Origin of the sequence: Limnothrix sp. FACHB-406, assembly GCF_014698235.1 — a bacterium.
Lineage (GTDB): Bacteria > Cyanobacteriota > Cyanobacteriia > CACIAM-69d > CACIAM-69d > CACIAM-69d.
Genome location: NZ_JACJSP010000006.1, coordinates 41,807 through 59,044 on the forward strand (window position 1 = coordinate 41,807; position 17,238 = coordinate 59,044).

General features: G+C 53.8%; 14 protein-coding genes. 7 read left to right on the forward strand and 7 right to left on the reverse strand.

Annotation, left to right across the window (positions count from 1 at the left end; all coding sequences use genetic code 11):
• Positions 1 to 93 precede the first annotated feature (93 nt).
• Positions 94 to 2,754: a M1 family metallopeptidase gene (locus H6G53_RS07980; protein WP_190531903.1), complete on the reverse strand. Its 2,661-nt coding sequence runs from the start codon at positions 2,752 to 2,754 to the stop codon at positions 94 to 96.
• 486 nt (positions 2,755 to 3,240) lie between these two features.
• Between H6G53_RS07980 and H6G53_RS07985 the strand changes: the two genes are divergently transcribed.
• Together H6G53_RS07985 and H6G53_RS07990 are read left to right on the forward strand one after the other, a co-directional pair.
• Positions 3,241 to 4,260 carry a histone deacetylase gene (locus tag H6G53_RS07985; protein WP_190531905.1) on the forward strand — a complete coding sequence of 340 codons (1,020 nt, stop codon included), beginning with the start codon at positions 3,241 to 3,243 and terminating at the stop codon, positions 4,258 to 4,260.
• A gap of 40 nt (positions 4,261 to 4,300) precedes the next feature.
• Complete coding sequence (locus H6G53_RS07990) at positions 4,301 to 4,636, forward strand: cupin domain-containing protein (protein WP_199309176.1); 336 nt, start codon at positions 4,301 to 4,303, stop codon at positions 4,634 to 4,636.
• A gap of 125 nt (positions 4,637 to 4,761) precedes the next feature.
• On the opposite strand, the gene H6G53_RS07995 is transcribed toward H6G53_RS07990, so the two are convergent.
• Positions 4,762 to 7,092 (reverse strand): diguanylate cyclase, encoded by a 2,331-nt coding sequence (locus H6G53_RS07995; RefSeq protein WP_190531907.1) that lies wholly within the window; start codon positions 7,090 to 7,092, stop codon positions 4,762 to 4,764.
• Positions 7,093 to 7,486: 394 nt separating this feature from the next.
• On the opposite strand from H6G53_RS07995, the gene H6G53_RS08000 reads away from it, so the two are divergent.
• Both H6G53_RS08000 and H6G53_RS08005 read left to right on the forward strand, forming a co-directional pair.
• The gene (locus H6G53_RS08000) at positions 7,487 to 7,645 is read left to right on the forward strand and encodes a hypothetical protein (protein WP_190531909.1); all 159 of its coding nucleotides are present in this window, start codon (positions 7,487 to 7,489) and stop codon (positions 7,643 to 7,645) included.
• Between the two features lie 153 nt (positions 7,646 to 7,798).
• Complete coding sequence (locus H6G53_RS08005) at positions 7,799 to 9,202, forward strand: tetratricopeptide repeat protein (RefSeq protein ID WP_190531911.1); 1,404 nt, start codon at positions 7,799 to 7,801, stop codon at positions 9,200 to 9,202.
• A 259-nt stretch (positions 9,203 to 9,461) separates the two neighbouring features.
• Here H6G53_RS08005 and gmk read toward each other — a convergent pair whose 3' ends face one another.
• From gmk to H6G53_RS08030, 5 genes are all read right to left on the reverse strand, one after another.
• Positions 9,462 to 10,043 (reverse strand): guanylate kinase, encoded by a 582-nt coding sequence (gmk, locus tag H6G53_RS08010; protein ID WP_099532560.1) that lies wholly within the window; start codon positions 10,041 to 10,043, stop codon positions 9,462 to 9,464.
• Positions 10,044 to 10,446: 403 nt separating this feature from the next.
• Positions 10,447 to 10,839 (reverse strand): plastocyanin/azurin family copper-binding protein, encoded by a 393-nt coding sequence (locus H6G53_RS08015; protein WP_199309177.1) that lies wholly within the window; start codon positions 10,837 to 10,839, stop codon positions 10,447 to 10,449.
• A gap of 173 nt (positions 10,840 to 11,012) precedes the next feature.
• Positions 11,013 to 12,161: a quinone-dependent dihydroorotate dehydrogenase gene (locus H6G53_RS08020; protein ID WP_190531913.1), complete on the reverse strand. Its 1,149-nt coding sequence runs from the start codon at positions 12,159 to 12,161 to the stop codon at positions 11,013 to 11,015.
• A 158-nt stretch (positions 12,162 to 12,319) separates the two neighbouring features.
• On the reverse strand, positions 12,320 to 12,658 hold the full coding sequence (locus tag H6G53_RS08025; protein WP_234406677.1) for a co-chaperone YbbN: 339 nt from the start codon (positions 12,656 to 12,658) through the stop codon (positions 12,320 to 12,322).
• 155 nt (positions 12,659 to 12,813) lie between these two features.
• Entirely contained in the window at positions 12,814 to 13,557 is a 744-nt protein-coding gene (locus H6G53_RS08030) for an NnrU family protein (protein WP_099532584.1), read from the reverse strand.
• A 669-nt stretch (positions 13,558 to 14,226) separates the two neighbouring features.
• Between H6G53_RS08030 and H6G53_RS08035 the strand changes: the two genes are divergently transcribed.
• The 3 genes from H6G53_RS08035 to H6G53_RS08045 all read left to right on the forward strand — a co-directional run bounded on the left by H6G53_RS08035 (position 14,227) and on the right by H6G53_RS08045 (position 17,174).
• Positions 14,227 to 14,394, forward strand: coding sequence for a hypothetical protein (locus H6G53_RS08035; protein ID WP_190531915.1), 168 nt, complete (start codon positions 14,227 to 14,229; stop codon positions 14,392 to 14,394).
• A gap of 8 nt (positions 14,395 to 14,402) precedes the next feature.
• Complete coding sequence (locus H6G53_RS08040) at positions 14,403 to 15,392, forward strand: LysR family transcriptional regulator (RefSeq protein ID WP_099532556.1); 990 nt, start codon at positions 14,403 to 14,405, stop codon at positions 15,390 to 15,392.
• A gap of 294 nt (positions 15,393 to 15,686) precedes the next feature.
• A complete protein-coding gene (locus tag H6G53_RS08045) occupies positions 15,687 to 17,174 on the forward strand; it encodes a serine/threonine-protein kinase (RefSeq protein WP_099532554.1) in 1,488 nt (495 codons plus the stop codon).
• Positions 17,175 to 17,238: the final 64 nt, after the last annotated feature.

Sequence of the window (17,238 nt, forward strand, 5' to 3'; positions counted from 1 at the left end):
CCGCAAACCCGGCAGCGGGACTGAGACCCTGATTCAGAGCGTTCTCAGTCCCGTTGAGAGCATCCCGTTGAGCGCGATCGAGCGCCATGGCCCTTAGCTTGCGGGTTGCGGTTTCGATTTGGCTTCCAAATCTTCCAGGCGCGATCGCAGGGTTTGGTTGTCTTTTTTCAGTTGATCTAACTCTTGGCGTACCTGATCCAAGGCGCGATCGGAACCCGCATTGTGCTGCACTCGCTTCACGGCTTCTTCTGCCATCCGACGCACGCGGCCATCGGGCGACTGGCTGGCCAACCCTTGCAAAATCCCGATCGCCTTGGTGGTTTCCAGTTGTCCCAAGGCCGCCACCACCGCCACTTGGGTTAGGAAAAAGCTCTCGCGGGCGTAGGTTTGCAGCCCATTCAAAACCCGATCGACCGCTGGGGCTTCTTGACCGTTGGCCACTGCGCCCAGGGCCCGAATGGCCGCCAAGCGCAGGGCCTGGGGAATGCCCGGTTGGCTGGTTTCCAAAATCAGTTCCAGGGCGGCGGCGGAGGTTTTGAGGGCGCTCAGGCCACTGATGGCCCCTGATCGGACTACTTCATTCCAGCCCGATCGCTTTTTCAGGGCAGATTTGAGCAGCGTAATCGCCCGATCGGCCAAGGCCGGTTGGGCAGACGCGATCGACCCGATGGCCGCCAAGGCCGCCGACTCGGTGGAATAGCTGGCATCACCCTTTTTGGCGATCGGCTCCAGCACCGAATAAGCCGCCTCGGTTTTGAGGGAAGCAATGGCCTGAATTACCGATCGACGCACGCGGGGATCCGAATCCTTCAGCCCTGGCTTCAGGGCCGCCAACACCCCGTCCAAGCCAATGGTGGCCAGGTTATCGGCCACCTCGGCACGCACCCCCCAGAAGCGATCGCGGGTCAGGGATTGGGCCAAAGCATTCAAGGCCTCCAGCGTGCCTTTTTGGGCGATCGCTTTAGCCGCAAACACCCGGGCGATCGGGTCAGGATCAAACTGCAATTGGGCTTTCAATTCCGGCAGCGGATAATCTAGCTCCACCGTTTTGAGCCAATGATTCCCCGGATCAAAACTGACGAAATCTGGTTTTTGCTCCAAGGGGAAATAGAAGGTTTGTTCCCGATCGTGAATGGCCAGCTTCACGGTTTTGAATGTGACCTTGGGGGCGGGGGCTGACGCTTTTTTTGACTTTTTCGATTTCGGAGTGGGGCTGGCTGCTTCATAGCTGAGGGTTGCAAAGGCCACCGGAATTTTTAAATTAAACAGCGTCTCCAAATCCCCTTCCTTAGCTTGGGTTTGAATCACGGTCAATTTTGCAATGTTATTTTCCCCATCCCAGCTATAGGCAACCTTGAAATCAGGATGGCCTCCTCGAAACACATACTGATCAAACAGAAACAACAAATTGCGACCCGTTGTCTGTTCAATGGCTCGCAAGAGGTCGATCGTTTCGATGGCACCAAAGGCATGATTTTTGACAAATGTTTGAATTGATTTCCAAAACAAATCATCGCCCAATTCCTGATGCAGCATGTGATAAACACAGCCGCCCTTTTCATAGGTATGGCAATCATAAAGTTCGATCGGCTCGCGATAAACATGGGTCACCATGGGCCGCCGGTAGCGCCGCCGATCTTCCCCTAAATAGGCCCGTTGATCACCCAGGCGATAATAGGCCGCTTCCTCCGATCCATATTCATGCTCAGTCCAGAGGGTTTCGGAATAGGTAGCCATGCCTTCTTTCAGCCAAGCATGAGACCAATGCTTAATGACCAGCAAATCACCAAACCACTGGTGAGCCAGCTCATGAACCACCAAAGCTTCGGAATTGCGATTATCGATCGCCGCTCGTTCATCTAACAAACAGCGATCGGTTAACAGGGTCATGGAGGTGTTTTCCATACCCCCGAAAATGAAATCCTCCATGCAAGCTTGTCCATACTTGCTATAGGGATAGTCATAGTCAAATTTTTCGCTGAGAAAATCCATCATCGCGGGCGTTTTGCCCATGGTGCGCTGGGCTTCCGAAGCCCGATTCTGAGCGGTGTAATAGCTCACAGGTCGGCCGCGCCACTCATCCTTAATCTCTGCGAAATCTCCCACAGCCAGGGTAAACAGATAAACCGGATGAGGCTGTTTTTGATGCCAATGGTAAGTGGTGGTTTTGCCCTTAGTGGTCTGATTAATCAGCTCTCCATTTGAGAGCACCAGCAAACCACTGGGCACTTGCACTTGCATTTCGGAGGTGCAGAGTTGCCCTGGAAAATCAAAGCAGGGAAACCAAAACCGAGAATCTTCGTCCTCGCCTTGAGTCCAAACCTGCACATTTTTATTGGGATAGTCCGCCGTGGGCTGCACAAAATAAATGCCTCGTTGGGGACGATCTAATTGATAGTCAATGACTAATTTAAAGAGGTGATTGCGCTGGGTTGGTTCCGCAAGGGTAATAGCTAATTTTTTGCCGTCATACTCAAATTTTTGGGCGGTTTTGCCCACTCGTACCCCTTGAATTTGCATCGCCACCGCATCTAATTCCAGGCGATCGACTCCATCTTGTACGGGCAACAGGTCGATCGAGCAAGTTCCCGTGACCTGGCAATTGGGAATATCCAACACCAAATCAAGGGCCACATGTTGCGTGCGCACCGGGCGATCGGGGAGATAGTGGGGCTTGGCTCCGGGAAGTTGAAACGATCGCGCTTCATCTGCACTCAAACCCCAAAATGCTTCCAAAAACCGATTCCGCGACATGGTGGATTGCCCCTAACGATGATGGACTAGCGAAAAATTGCTGACCAATTGAACAATTCGAGCCAGCCTGATAAATTATTGATGGTCTTGGGCGCGAAATTATTGGTTCATTCCAGACTCGCCGTAGTTATTTTTAACATAACCATCGAGAAATGACTGCGTTTAATCCCTAGAAGTCTATGATATTTGCCCAAAACTCAAAACAAGTAGGCTATCATCTCTATAGTCTGGTGTTAAATCACAGGGGTAATCAGGTGAGATCAAGTAACTTACTAGGATTATAATTTTGCTTTTTTGATTTAGTAGAAATCAACTAATATTCAATATCGGCTCTTAAAAATCGGCTCTTAAAAAGTTATTGACTCTTAAAAAAATGTGGATCAATTTTATTTTTAATTTCAAATTGAATTTCAAATCCGAAATCTATTCAAGCCATTTTATTAGCTTACATCATTCGTTGACAATATCCATCAATCATAGACAAAGATGAGCTTTGCAACCTATCTTCATCTTCAATCGTTCAACCTTTCCAAGCCACTCAACGATATTACATTCGGCAGATACTCATTGCCCTATTATCAGCAAGTTTGCCAAGCCCTTGCTCAAAGCTGTTCACAATATCAGTCCTTGCCCCTTAGAAAAGCTCAGTTAGCAGACTATGCCAGTGTTCATAGTCAAGCCTATCTGAAAAAGCTAATTCTGAAAGCGCTTGATCGCCCATTGGATCAGGCCAGCCTTGCGCTGCCAGCTATTGGTTCTGACTGTCAGGGACTTGAGTATGCGATTCCAGGCTATCTATATGGCTTGGGCGGTATGCTAGAGGCCCTTGATTGGATGAAACAGGGCATTCTTCAGCGAGCTTATTGCTTTAGTATGGTTGGTCATCATGCCCATCGTGAATGGGGTCATGGATATTGTTTACTTAATCCTTTAGCGGCAGCAGTACGTTATGCCCAACTGAATGGTTTCGCCAAGGTCATTGTCATTGATTGGGACATTCATCATGGTGATGGCACTCAAGAAATTTTCAGCCATGATTCATCTGTTTATTGTATTAGTATTCATAGCACTGTAGATATTTACATGGCCAAGGCTTCTGGTCTTCAGTGGGGAACTACAGAACAAGCTGATCGCGTGGGTCATTGCAATATTCCAATTATTCCCAAGAATTTTCCGCGCACTGCGCTTGCAGAAGACGGTTTAGGTGGTGAATTTTATGAGGGCAAGGAAAGTATTAAGGTATTTCAAGAACGGTTAAGTCATTTACCATGGAAACCTGATTTGATCACTATTTTCTCAGGATATGACTCTCATCGAAAAGACTGTGGAGAAGATACAACCAACTGGACTAATGAAGACTTTGTACAATTGACTGAGATCACCTTACGAGTTGCCCACCATTTTAATTGTCCGGTGCTATCTTGTCATGGTGGAGGATATCGATTACCGACTACAGTATCGGCAGCTAGTGATCATATAAGCACTCTAGCCAAGTATTTAATTTAGTGGTGAACAACGACTTTAAACAGATTGAAATATAGCCTTTATGACAGATTCTAAAATTGCTGCTTCTATCAATAATCTCTTTCAAAATCTCCCGATCGAGTTACCCGAAGAGATCTTTGAGACGATTTTGCAAACTCCCGAGATCAAAATTGAGCGAATTTTATCGAAGGGACATCGATCGGAACCCGAATTCTGGTACGACCAAGCGCAATCCGAATGGGTTTTGGTGCTTCAAGGTCGTGCCCATTTGGAACTACCGGAAGGCAAGGTTGAGCTAAAGCCTGGCGACTATTTCAATATTCCTGCCCACCAAAAACATCGGGTTGCTTGGACAGACCCGGATGTGGAAACCATTTGGCTGGCAATTTTTTATTGAAATTTGCGCTCTGATGAGAGGGGATGAATTATCGTTTTTGAGGCTTGATTAGCCCTGAAATTTTGCTTTCAAGATTGCTTTCAAGATCGACTTTTAACCTTAGGTTCTTTTAATTTTGGGTTCTTTTAACTTTGGGCCACAACAACTCGATCGCGCCCGGCCCATTTCGCTTGATAGAGAGCGGCATCGGCCGCTTGCAACAGGGTGGCTACGGTAACCGCATGTTGCGGAAAACTGGCCACCCCAAAGGAGGCAGTAATTGCCCCCAGGGTTTGCCCACCGTGACGCAAGGATAAATACTTCAGCTCTTGGCACATCACCTCCGCCCGTTGCACCGTTTCTTCGAGGGTGGCTCCGGGCAAAATCAGTGTCATTTCCTCGCCACCATAGCGACAGGCGATATCGGAACCTCGGATGCGACTTTGCAGAAATTGCGCCACTTCCTGCAACACCAAGTCCCCGGCATCGTGGCCAAAGGTGTCGTTGAATTGTTTGAAATGGTCAATGTCCAAAATGATCGCCCCGATCGGGGAGCGATCGCGCCGGGCCCGACAAACCGCTTGCTCCAGGGCTTCCTCTAAATAGCGTCGGTTATAGAGACCGGTGAGCGGGTCGCGGATGCTTTGTTGTTGCAGGGTTTCCCGCAATCGCAGGTTGGAAATGGCCAAGGCCACCTGCTCCGCCACGGTGCGGGCGAGCTGTTGTTTTGGAGCTGAAAGGGAATCGTGCTGCGGGGTGCAAAGATACAGCAGTCCGAGGGTTTCGCTTTGGGCCATCATTGGCAAGCAAAGGGATTCCGCTTGGGATCCCAGGGGGTGGGCATGGCGACAGAGCAACCCCGTGTGTTTGTGCTCGGCCCAATGGATGCGGCCACGACGCAGGGCCCAGCAATCATCGGGATAGAACAGGGTTTCCCCGATCGGGTCAGGGCCCCAAGTGGCCACCGCCTCCAGGGCCACGCGGGTCGATTCCAGGGTAAACAGGGCCCCAGAACAGCCGGGAAACAGGGCTTGCACCAGGTCAGCCACGGCGGTGTAGGCTTCCTCCACGGTCACGCAAACCTGTAGGAAATCAATCATTTCACTCAGCAGCGCCATTTCGCGGTTGCGAAACTTCAGCTCCTCAATGCGTCGCTCCAGTTGTTGATTGGTTTCCTGAAGCACCTGTTCGGCCTGCTTGGTTTGGGTCACATCCCGAAAAGTCAGGGTCAGGCCGTCGCCTAATTTCACCGCCGTGAGTTGCAACCAAGCATCGCGGCCGTCAACTTGGGTGATTCGGAGCGATCGACTGAAGGCTTGGCCAGTTTCCACCACCCGCACATAGGCTTCAAAGAGGCCGTCTTGGCGCACAAGGGGCACTTGATCAAGCAGTTGTCGATTCAGCAGTTGATTGCGCGATCGCCCCAGCACCATTTCGGCCGAGGCGTTCACCGCCGTCCACAAAAAGTCCACAATCTGCCCGGCCCCGTTGCGGATCGTGCGCAGGGCAGCAATTCCATCGATCGAACTGTCGAGAATATCCGCCAGTTCCTGTTGGGTGCGGGCCAATTCGCTAATGTCCGTCAGGACTCCCCAAAGGATATCTTCCCCGTTGACTGCGCTGTGGCGCACCGCCCGCACCAGGCCATGAACAATGTTTTGATTGCGGTGCTCAAACCGCTGAATCAGTTGAATGCAGTTGGCCTGGTTCACCTGCACCGCCTGCCGCAGATTGTTCAGGGTCGATCGATCTTCCTCAATGAGCCGCTGTTCCCAAGTGGCCCACTCATCGGCCAACTCCGAGGGGCCATAGCCCAACAGGGCCTTCCACCGAGGCGACAACACCAGGCGATCGGTCGTTAGGTTCCATTCCCAAACCCCATCGTTCACCACTTGGGCAACCCCATCGCCCACTTGTCCCAGGAAATGGGTCAAGCCGGCAGACCAGTAGCCATGCACTGGCTGCGAACAAATTAGCGGGGAATAGTCTGAGTCTGGGGCTGGTTCTGACAACTGACCAGTCAGGCCGCCCCGTTCCACCACCGCTTCCAGCAAAGCCGTACGAGAAATGACCCCCGCAAAAACTCCCTGCTCCTCTAGCAACACTAACCAGGCGCATTTTTGAGCCTGAAACGTGTCCCAAGCGGTTTGCAAATTGGTCTGAGCGGGCAAGGTCACGGGTGGTCTAGCCAGGCTCATGAGGGCAGAGGTGGCCAATTCCCGCTGGGTCGCCACGGCCCAGGCCAGCTCGCTCACCGTCAGCACCCCGATCGGCTTCTCGCCCTGGGCCGTCGGCAACACCAGCACAATCAATTGTGATTCAGCAATCTGCGATGGGTGAATTCCCTGAAGATGCTGCACCATGTCTGCGATAGTTTTGTCCGCTGAAATCACCAGCGCTTGCGTTGCCGCAAGGTAGCCAGCTTCGCCCAGGGACAGGGAACGGACAGCGGGAATAATTTGGTGAGAATCAAGCACAGGATAGGAAAAAGCAAACGCCTGAATCAGTGAAATCGTTTGAATCGTTTTTGGCAGCCGTGATGCAGTGTTTGGGCCGATGGGGCCGGCTGACCATGAGCAACGTCCCCAGCAATCGCTAAGAGGTAAGCGGGCGGCTTGGGGCTAATTGATCACGACTAATATCCAAATTAATATCCAAAATCAGTACTCAAACAGTGCTAGGGCTGTTTATCGCCGCACAGAGCCGCGCGATCACCTGATCCTAACCCATTCATCCCAAGACCCTGATGGATTGCCTGATGCATTTCCCGATGTACTAGATCTCCAGATCTCCGACTAGATGCACGAACTGAGGTGCTCGTTATTGAATCCCCATGGAATCGCCGAATTGAATCACCGACTGGATTACCAGATGGACTACTGGATCAATTGTCGGATGAATCGAGCGGTGGACAGCTTGCAGCAACCACCAAGCCGAGTGGCCAGTCACCACACGGCGGGACTAACCAGCAATCAACAGCTCCGCATTTATTATGAGTGGGTTGGCCCGGTCTTCACCAAGGGTTGTTGATAGTCAGCCCTGTTGTTGAGGAATTGGGGGCGGCAACCCAAGAAAGTTCGCCTCAAAATCCGTATGGATTGATACAAATCACCGCAAGCTCTCTACCAATTGCTAGGATTGCCCTAATGATGGCGGTCGGTATGTGATCAGCGAGGCGGCGTGATGACTGATAATGCGGCCTTTTGGGAGGGCATCGAGCAGGCAAAACAAGGCGACCAAGCAGCGGCGATCGCTTGCTTTGACCAAGCCATTGCGGCGGATCCCCATTGGTCTGAAGCCTATTACCGGCGGGGTTTGGCCTATTTTGATATGGGCCGGTTGCAACAGGCTGCCTTTGACTATTCACGGGCGATCGAACTGGCCAATGATTATCAACCGGCTCTCTATGGCCGAGCCTTGGTTCGTGTGGTTTTGGATCACTTTGATGGAGCGTTGGATGATTTAGCCAGTCTGCTTCAGCTCAATCCCCAAAATCCAGCAGCCCACCAACTGAAGGCAACGGCCCTGCGCAAGCGAGGAGATCTGGCCGCCGCGATCGTCAGCCTGCGCAAGGCGACGGAGCTTTATCTCGATCGCCGCGATCCCGTGGGGGCCCGGCAATGTTTGGATTTACTGAAGCAGCTACAACCCAACGCCAGTCCGCCCGTGCTGACGGAACCGTTGCCCCCGTTTAATGCGCCGCCCACGTTGGCCAGTTTGCAGGCCACCGCCACGGGTGCGTCCACTGCGGGCACATCCAGCACGGGCACATCCAATACAGGTACACCCAATGCGGTCGCACCCGTGGGAGCAATGATGCGCCCAGAAGCCTTCTATGCCCAGGCTTTGAACCGGGCGGAGTCGGGAGATGTGCAGGGGGCGATCGCGGAGTTAGATTGGGCCCTGAAGTTGGATCCACAGGATCCAAAGGCGCTGGCTTGTCGGGCAGCGGTGCGCATTAAGCAAGGCAACTGGCAAGGGGCGATCGCGGATTGCAACCGGGCGATTCAAGGGGGTGGGGCTGATGCCACACTTTACCGTTACCGGGCCAGGGCCAGACTGGAAATGGGCGATCGGGCGGGGGCGTTGACGGATTTAGATCAAGCCTTAGCCCAAGATGACCAAAACCCGCTGCTGTGGTTGGCGCGGGGCGATGCCCAACAGGCACTGGGCAACTACAGCGCCGCGATCGGGGACTATAACCAAGCATTGGAGCTGGGGGGCGATCGGCCCGCCATTTTGCTGTTGCGGGCCCAAGCGGCCGTTCGCCAGGAAAACCTGAAGCAGGCGATCGAGGACTACCAAACCGCCGCCAGCTTGTTTTGCGATCGCAACGACTGGGAACGCTATCGCGCCACCTTGGAACAACTCAAGATGTTGCAGCAGCCGGTGAACCTGTCTCCGGGGTTGCCCCAAAAATCCCAAAATCCCCTTTGGCAGCGGCTGTTGGGGCGGGTTGGCGGCCAGGAAGCGATCGCACAAACCTTGCTCGATCGGGCCCGAGACCATTACCCCAACATGGATGAGGATTGGTATTTGGAAAAGGTGCTCTATGACCTGGAACGGGATGACCTCCCGGAGGATTAGGGCCCGTCGTCAAATCGCCTGAAACCCTGATGACCTCGTTCTTCAAACAATCAGTCGTAGGGGCGAGGTCTCCTCGCCCATTCCCGTGATCCTTGGGTGTTCCCAGGGGTGGATAAGGTTGTGGCGATCGCCCGGGTGAGGGTTGGGAGACCCAACCCCTACGATGATTGGGGCAATGAAAACAGGCCCCAAAGACCCATGATTTCGATTCGCGAAAAGTCTGGGAACTGGCTTTGGGAACTGGCAACGAAAGGGTTGATCAGCTTTCGCCAGCCACAGGGGTTGCGATCGGGGAGAACATAATCGATTCCAGTTGAATCAGCGCCTTGTCTAGGTCGTCGTTCACCACCTGCTGATCAAATTCATCGGCAGCGGCCACTTCCTCGCGGGCCCGGGCCAAACGCCGCTCGATCGCTGCTTCGGCATCTTGGCCACGCGATCGCAACCGTCGTTCCAACTCATCCAACGACGGCGGCAACACAAACACCCGAAACGCCTCGGGAAACGTGGTTTTGACCTGACGCGCTCCCTCTAACTCAATTTCCAACAACACCTGCTCGCCCCGCGCCAGACGCTCCACAATCGGTTGGCGCGGGGTTCCATAACAATTACCGGCAAACTCAGCCCACTCCAGCAGATCACCCGCTTCGGCCATGGCCATGAACCGATCGCGCGACACAAAGAAATAATCCTGCCCGTCCACTTCGCCATCACGGGGCGATCGAGTGGTGGCAGAAACGGATAAATACAAGTCGGGATGGCGTTCGCGTAACAGCTTCACCAATGTGCCCTTACCCACGCCGCTGGGGCCTGTTAATACCGTTAGCGTTCCGTTCGCCATTTGAGTTGCGCGCCGATCTTCAAATGCATTAATACTGGTCTCAAGCAAGGGAAAACAATGCTGATTTAAATCTGCCCTAAAGCTGATCTAAAGCCGACTGAAGCCAACTTAAGCTGATCTAAAAAATCGAAACCTCGTGAATTAAAAACCTATCAATCAAGAACTCGTCAACCGAAAGCCTGTCAAGTGATGGAGCCAGGTCGCTCCTAGTCCATCAGCCTAGATCCCAATCATCCTGTCAGTTTTAGCGATTTTGAGCGTGGCTTTAGCCCCTTAGGCACTAGGCCCATGGTTGCATTTTCCATAATCGCTCGATCGCATTCTTGGGGCTATCTGGCTTGCCACAAGGTGTAGTCAGCCAAGTAGTTAGCCAATGTCATTAGCCTAATAAATTAGCCGGTGGTTACTGAACCACAATCTTGCCGGCCATGCCAGCGCCACGGTGAGGTGCGCAGTAGTAGCTGTAGGTGCCAGCAGGCAGGTCGCTCGGCAGGGTGAAGCCAGCTTCGCCTTTGCCCAACAGTTGGCCCAGTTTCTTCACTTCAGCCGCGTCAAACTTCGAGGCATCTTCCAACACCACGTTGTGGGGCAAACCAGCGGGGTTCGACCAAACGATCGTGTCGCCAGCCTTGGCGGTCACGGTTTCAGGGGAGAACTTCAGCAGGTTGGTCATTTGCACGCTGTGGGTTTCGGCCAGGGCGCTGGGGGCCACGGCGAACAACACACCGGCAAACAGAACGACGGCAGCCACCAGCAGGCTAGCGCGACGGGCGATCGATTTCATCCAAGCTTTCATTGGTCAAAAACTCATGAAAGGGGTTTTACAGGTTGAATTCTATCGCTCTCCCGTAGCAACGGTGCTGGTTTTGACCAATTTCCTTTGGCCGATTCGAGTTAACCGATTAGGTCAGATCGATTGGGTTTGATCGATTGGATCAGATCGATTGGGTTTGATCAGCTTGATCGAGCCTATCGCTCCAAGGAACCGTGACCACAGCCGATCGCCTGGGTGATGGATGACCAGCCACGCTCCGCCAGCTTGGCCGCCAAGCCCTCAGCAATGCGGCGGGGCAGTCCCGGCCCCTCGTAGACAAAGCCGGTGTAGACCTGCACGAGACTGGCCCCGGCGGCAATTTTGTCCCAGGCATCCTCGGCGCTGAAAATACCACCCACACCAATGATGGGCAGTTGGCCAGCGGTTTGGCGATAGATATGATGAATGACTTCCGTGGCCCGATCGCGCAGGGGTTGGCCACTAATGCCCCCGGCTTCGGCGGTGATTGGGTTACCCGTTTGCTTCAGGGTTTTGGTTTGCAGTTGGTCGCGGCGGATGGTGGTGTTGGTGGCAATCACCCCTGCTAGGCCAAAGCGCTGGGCAAGGCCCACTACGTCATCGATCGCGCTCCATTCCAAATCCGGCGCAATTTTCACCAACAGGGGCTTCTGGCCTTGGTTGTCTTGCTGAAGGCTGTCCAAAATTTCCCCGAGTCGATCGGCATCTTGGAGCGATCGCAGGCCGGGTGTGTTGGGCGAAGACACATTCACCACGAAATAATCGCCCCAATTCTTCAGCAGCCGGAAGCTGCCCAAATAGTCGGCGGCGGCTCCTTCCAATTCAGTGATTTTGGACTTGCCCAGGTTGACCCCGATCGGGATGTTGGGATTTTCCCAGGGGGAAGGGCGAAGGGCGGCCAGCCGTTCAGCCAGCGCCGCAGCCCCTTGGTTGTTGAATCCCATTCGGTTCAGGACGGCGCGATCGGGCAGCAGGCGAAAGAGCCGAGGTTGCGGGTTGCCCGGCTGGGAATGGAGCGTCACCGTGCCCAACTCCGCAAACCCAAACCCCAGTTGCTCCCAAGCCCCGGCGGCTACCCCATCTTTGTCAAAACCAGCCGCCAGGCCCACGGGGTTCTCAAACTTTAAGCCCCAGAGGGTTTGACTCAGTTCCGGTGTTTGGGCAGTGAACCAATGGCGCAGGTTGGCGAGCATTGATCGCCCCGTGGCCGATCGCCGCAACTGAGCCAACCCTTGCAATAACTCCATGGCCTGGTCGTGGGCCCGTTCGGGGCTAGGAGCCAAGGGCGAAAACACCAACGGACGAAGGACGCGATACCAATCCATAAAACGGCAACAGGAAACGGCAACAAGAGGCTGATGCGGGCTTGAGTTCGCCAACAGCAGAGCAGACCCACCCCGATCGCGCAGGTCGCCAATCAAGTCGCCAAGGACGCAATCGGCGGTTTTAGGGGGCTTTGAACCGACGGCGGCTTGAAAACTGCTTAGGACGTAAGCGATCGAGACAATTCCACTTGATTCACAGCGCGGTTTAGGTGGCGCAAAAACTCTTCTTTGCCTTCAAAGCGATCGAGCCGAAAAATTGGTTTTCCATCCTGAAACAAAATCACCGTCGGCAGGGTGGTGAGGCGATAGGAATTGGCTAATCTCAGATTGCTGTCTGCATTGACATTAACCAACTTGATCGACTCACCCCAGTCCGATCGCAGTTTATTCAGGAGGGGATCAATCAAACGACACAATCCACACCAAGGGGCCCAAAAGTTCACCAACACCAAACCGGGCGTTTGTAGCACTTCCCGATCGAAGCTGGAGTCATCCATGGTATCTAGCATTATGAACCGGCAAAGAAATATTAAAAAACGCTGGACGAGCAATAAACGAAAATAATCAAAAATCGCCGGGAATTTGGCACATTTCAGGAAGGCTAGTCACGCAAACCAATCTAGAAATGTCCTCTGTCCCCGGCGATCGATACCTACCAGTTTACGCTAGCCGTTAGCCGAATGAGCGCCGGATGGGCCCACCAAAATCCCAACACAAAGGCCGTGACCCCCACATAGGCCGGACGCAAAAATTCCGCAAGCTGAAGGGTTTGGCGGCCGTCAAAAATTGCCCGAAAAGGAATGATTGATGTGCGTTCCTTGACTTTTAAGAATGCATCGCCATAGCGGCCATACAAGCGCCGATCCCCGTGCCAAATTGCAAACAGGTGATGGGCAATCAAACCGGCACAGGTCACCATCATGAAACTGGTTCCCAACCAAAGGGCATGGCCCACGCACCAAATAATTTGCCCGATCGCCTGGGGATGGCGAGTGATCCGAATAATTCCCGTTTCGTACAGGTGAACTTGGGGCTTGGCGACGGCGGCCACTTCCAACAGGTTAAAGGTGGCCGGATAGAGGAACAGAAATGAAATGGCCGACAAGATCCAAACCACCGGCTGCACCCAGGCTTCCCCTTGCAGTTGCCAAAGTTGGATCCCGTCGTAGCGATGGTTGAAAAAGTAGGTAATCAACAATCCTGCGGCCGGCAAACTGACCAAGGCGAACAACACCCGGTAAGCCCGCGCGCCGATCAGGGCTTCGCCTTTGATCCGCAGGGCTGCTAGTCCGCTGTGCAAAACCGCAAACCCCACCAACAAACCCAGCATGATCCAATGGCTGGCGGGAAACCAGGCGGGAGTGAGCCAAGGGGCCAAACCCAGGAGGGAACTCATTGCCCCGATCGAGCCGATCGATCCAGTAAATCCGAGGGAGAAAATGGAAATCATGATGCAATCAATCACGCAATCGGCGGTGAGGGCAGAGGGAGGATCGTTGATCCAGTCGGGCAAAACCCGAAATAATCGAAAATGACCAAAGGTGACTGGAAATCGCCACAGGTGACCCGAGAGCGCCAGAAATCGACCCGAAAATTGCTGGAAATCACCAGAGGCAACCCAAGATAGCTGGAAACAACCCCAGAGAGAGTTGGAGATCCCCAAAGGTGGCTGGAAGACGGCAGCAACCGGCCTCAGCGCTCCAGGATAGGAATTTACCGGTTTTTGGTCGGTGCGCCGCAGGGATTGGTGCTGTGTTTGATCCTGGGTCTATCAGGGAACCGAAATTTTCTCATAAATGTTTTTAATCAAATGGTGGGGGTCTGCTTCAGAATAATGAAGAACGGGCGATCGTGCGGCTAGGTCGAGATGAGATCCTAGGTTGATGATCATTTGTCACCGTTCGATCGCCTAAGGTTCACTGTCTACGGTTCAGTCACCCCGTGACCTCTCGATTCACGCCCCCTTTCTCCAGAATGGTGGGCCTGTGAATTTGGCCCGGGCCCTGATGGTTGTCGTTGGGGACTCTTCCCAGTGCAACCTTCCGCCAAAAGGCTGTTTCGCCCTGTGTTGTTTCGCCTCGTGTTGTTTCGCCTCGTGTTGTTGCGCCCTGTGCTGTTTCGCCCTGTGCCGTTTCACCCGATCGCGCCACGACATCTTGCAGCAACGGCTTTCTTCGCCAACTCCCGATCGATTTCCATCCCATTCCACTCGATGGCTTTCTCCAGGCTGTAGTACTGTCTATGTCCGATTTGCCATTCACGCTTGACCAACTCCGCATCCTCAAGGCGATCGCCGCCGAAGGGAGCTTTAAGCGGGCCGCCGATAGCCTCTATGTTTCGCAACCTGCGGTGAGCTTGCAGGTACAAAACCTAGAGCGCCAATTGGATGTGCCCCTGTTCGATCGCGGCGGTCGCCGGGCCCAACTAACCGAAGCAGGCCACATGCTGCTGAGTTACGGCGAAAAGATCCTGACCCTTTGCCAGGAAACCTGCCGAGCGATCAAAGATTTGCAAAACCTCCAAGGCGGAACCTTGATCGTGGGGGCCAGCCAAACCACCGGGACTTATCTGCTGCCTCGGATGATTGGCATGTTCCACGACAAATATCCCGAGGTGGGGGTGCAGTTGCATGTGCATTCCACCCGCCGCACCTCCTGGAGCGTGTCGAACGGCCAAATCGACCTGGCCATCATTGGCGGCGAAGTGCCGGCCGAGCTGCAAGAGTCCTTGGAAGTGTTGGCCTATGCCCGCGATGAGCTGGCGCTGATTTTGCCACCTCAGCACCCATTGGCCCAGCTTGATCCCATCGATCGGGAACATCTCTATGGGTTGTCTTTCATTGCCCTTGACTCCCAATCCACCATCCGCAAAGTGATTGATACGGTCTTGAGTCAGTCGGGAATTGACACCCGCCGCCTCAAGGTGGATATGGAATTGAACTCGATCGAAGCCATTAAAAACGCAGTTCAAGCAGGTCTCGGCGCGGCCTTTGTCTCCGTAGCGGCGATCGAAAAAGAACTGCAATTAGGCCACCTCCACCGCAGCCAAATCGAAAACTTCCGGGTTGAGCGAATCCTCAAGGTGATTACCAACCCCAACCGCTATCGCTCCAAGGCCGCAGAAGCCTTCACTCGCGACATTTTGCCCCATTTTGCTTCGGCCGATTTATATCCACCGCCCCCGAGCGTCCCTAGCTCTCCGGAACCGGAAATGCTGATTAGTTTGGATTAGTCAATTTGGCATTAATCCTTCTCAAGCTAATTAATCTTGGGTTAATTAATCTTGGATTAATCAATCTCGAACTAATCAATCTCGGACTAATCAATCTTGGGTTAACCGATTTTTAGAAAACAAGTGATCAAAAAACAATAGGCAACCAAATCGGAAACCAATTTTAAAATTTTGATCAGAAACCGGTTGATCAGAAAGTTGATCAGAAATCTGAACCATTGACCTTCTGGGGAATAATTGCCGGCCGTTGCGGCCCCTGGCTTAGACTGGAGGCAGCGACCGAAGGCAATCCCCATGGAGGTTTACTGCACGCGGCCGGGGTGCGATCGCCCCCGGAACGAGTTTCCCGATCTGGATCACCCTCAGACCCTGGTGTCTGTGGGGCAAAAGTTTTGTTCGCGCTGCGGAATGCCGCAAATTTTGGGCGGTCGCTATTTGCCGATTCGTCTGTTGGGGCAGGGCGGCTTCGGAGCGGCTTATTTAGCTATCGATCGCTACACCCCCGCAACCCGTAAATGCGTGGTGAAACAGTTTTTGCCGCCGGCCGACCTTCAGGGCGATCGCCTAGCCCTGGCCCAATCTTTGTTTGTGAAGGAAGCGGCGGTGCTGGAATCTTTGGGCCATGAGCATCCCCAAATTCCGGATCTGTTCGCCTTTTTTCCGCTCACGGTTCCCACCCCAACGGGCGATCGCACGCAGGACTACTTCTACATTGTTCAGGAATTCATTGACGGGCAAAATCTGGAAGAGGAGCTAGCAGATCAGGGCCCTTTCTCAGAGGCAGAAACGCGGATCGTGTTGCGAGAAGTGCTGAAGGTGCTGCATTTCATTCACGATCGGGGAGCCATTCATCGAGACATCAAACCCTCAAATCTGATGCGGCGGCGGGATGGGCGGCTGTTTTTGTTGGATTTTGGTTCCGTGCGATTGGCGGCCCAAGGCTCGAATAACCAGTCCACCAGCATCTATTCCACCGGATTTGCGCCGCCGGAACAGGTAACCGGCGGGATGGTTTTCCCATCCACAGATCTCTATAGCTTGGGGGTCACTTGCCTGGTGTTGTTAACGGGGCAAGCGCCTGAAACCCTTTATGACTCGTTTCAGGGCCAATGGCGCTGGCGATCGGGGGTGACGGTCAGCGATGAGTTGGCCGTGGTGCTCGATCGGCTGGTGCAGCTCACGCCCAATCAACGGTTCAGCTCAGCCCAAGAGGTGCTGGCGCGGCTTGATCAGGTGACCATTTTGCCGTTGGTGAATCCCGGCGCGGGCCAGCCCAGTTTGCAAATTTTGAGCGTGCCACCCAAACTCAGCACCTCTCAGCCAGTGGCCGCCGGCCCCGCCCCCCTTGCGCCCCATCCTCCAGCGCCAACCCAACCGCAACCCGCCACCTCCCCAAAACCCAGCAAGGGCAAGGCGCGATCGGGCACACCCTTCAGCACGCGCGAGTGGATCAGCCACAGCCTGTTTACTGGTGTTCAGGGCACATTAATTTGGAACTTTGGGCAAAGTTTGGGGCAATTGTTCGGCATTGAGGCGGCCGTGCCGGGCCTGTGGTTGCTGATTATTTTGGTGGCGCTGCAACAGTCGCGGACGATCGAGCGGTGGGATTTGTTGCTGTTGCCGGTGATTACGATCGGGGTAGTCAGCCTGATTCCTCTGTTGCGAAACGGGTTAGCCCTGTTGGAATTGATCGTGCTGGCCGGGGCGATCGGGCTGGTTTGCGTCATCATCACCTGCATCATTCGCCTCGGATTTCTGCTCACAGGTCGCTCTCGACCCTAATCAGAATCTATGGACATCCTCAACACAACCAGACAAGGGGCTTAAGCCCCTTGTCCCCCACAAT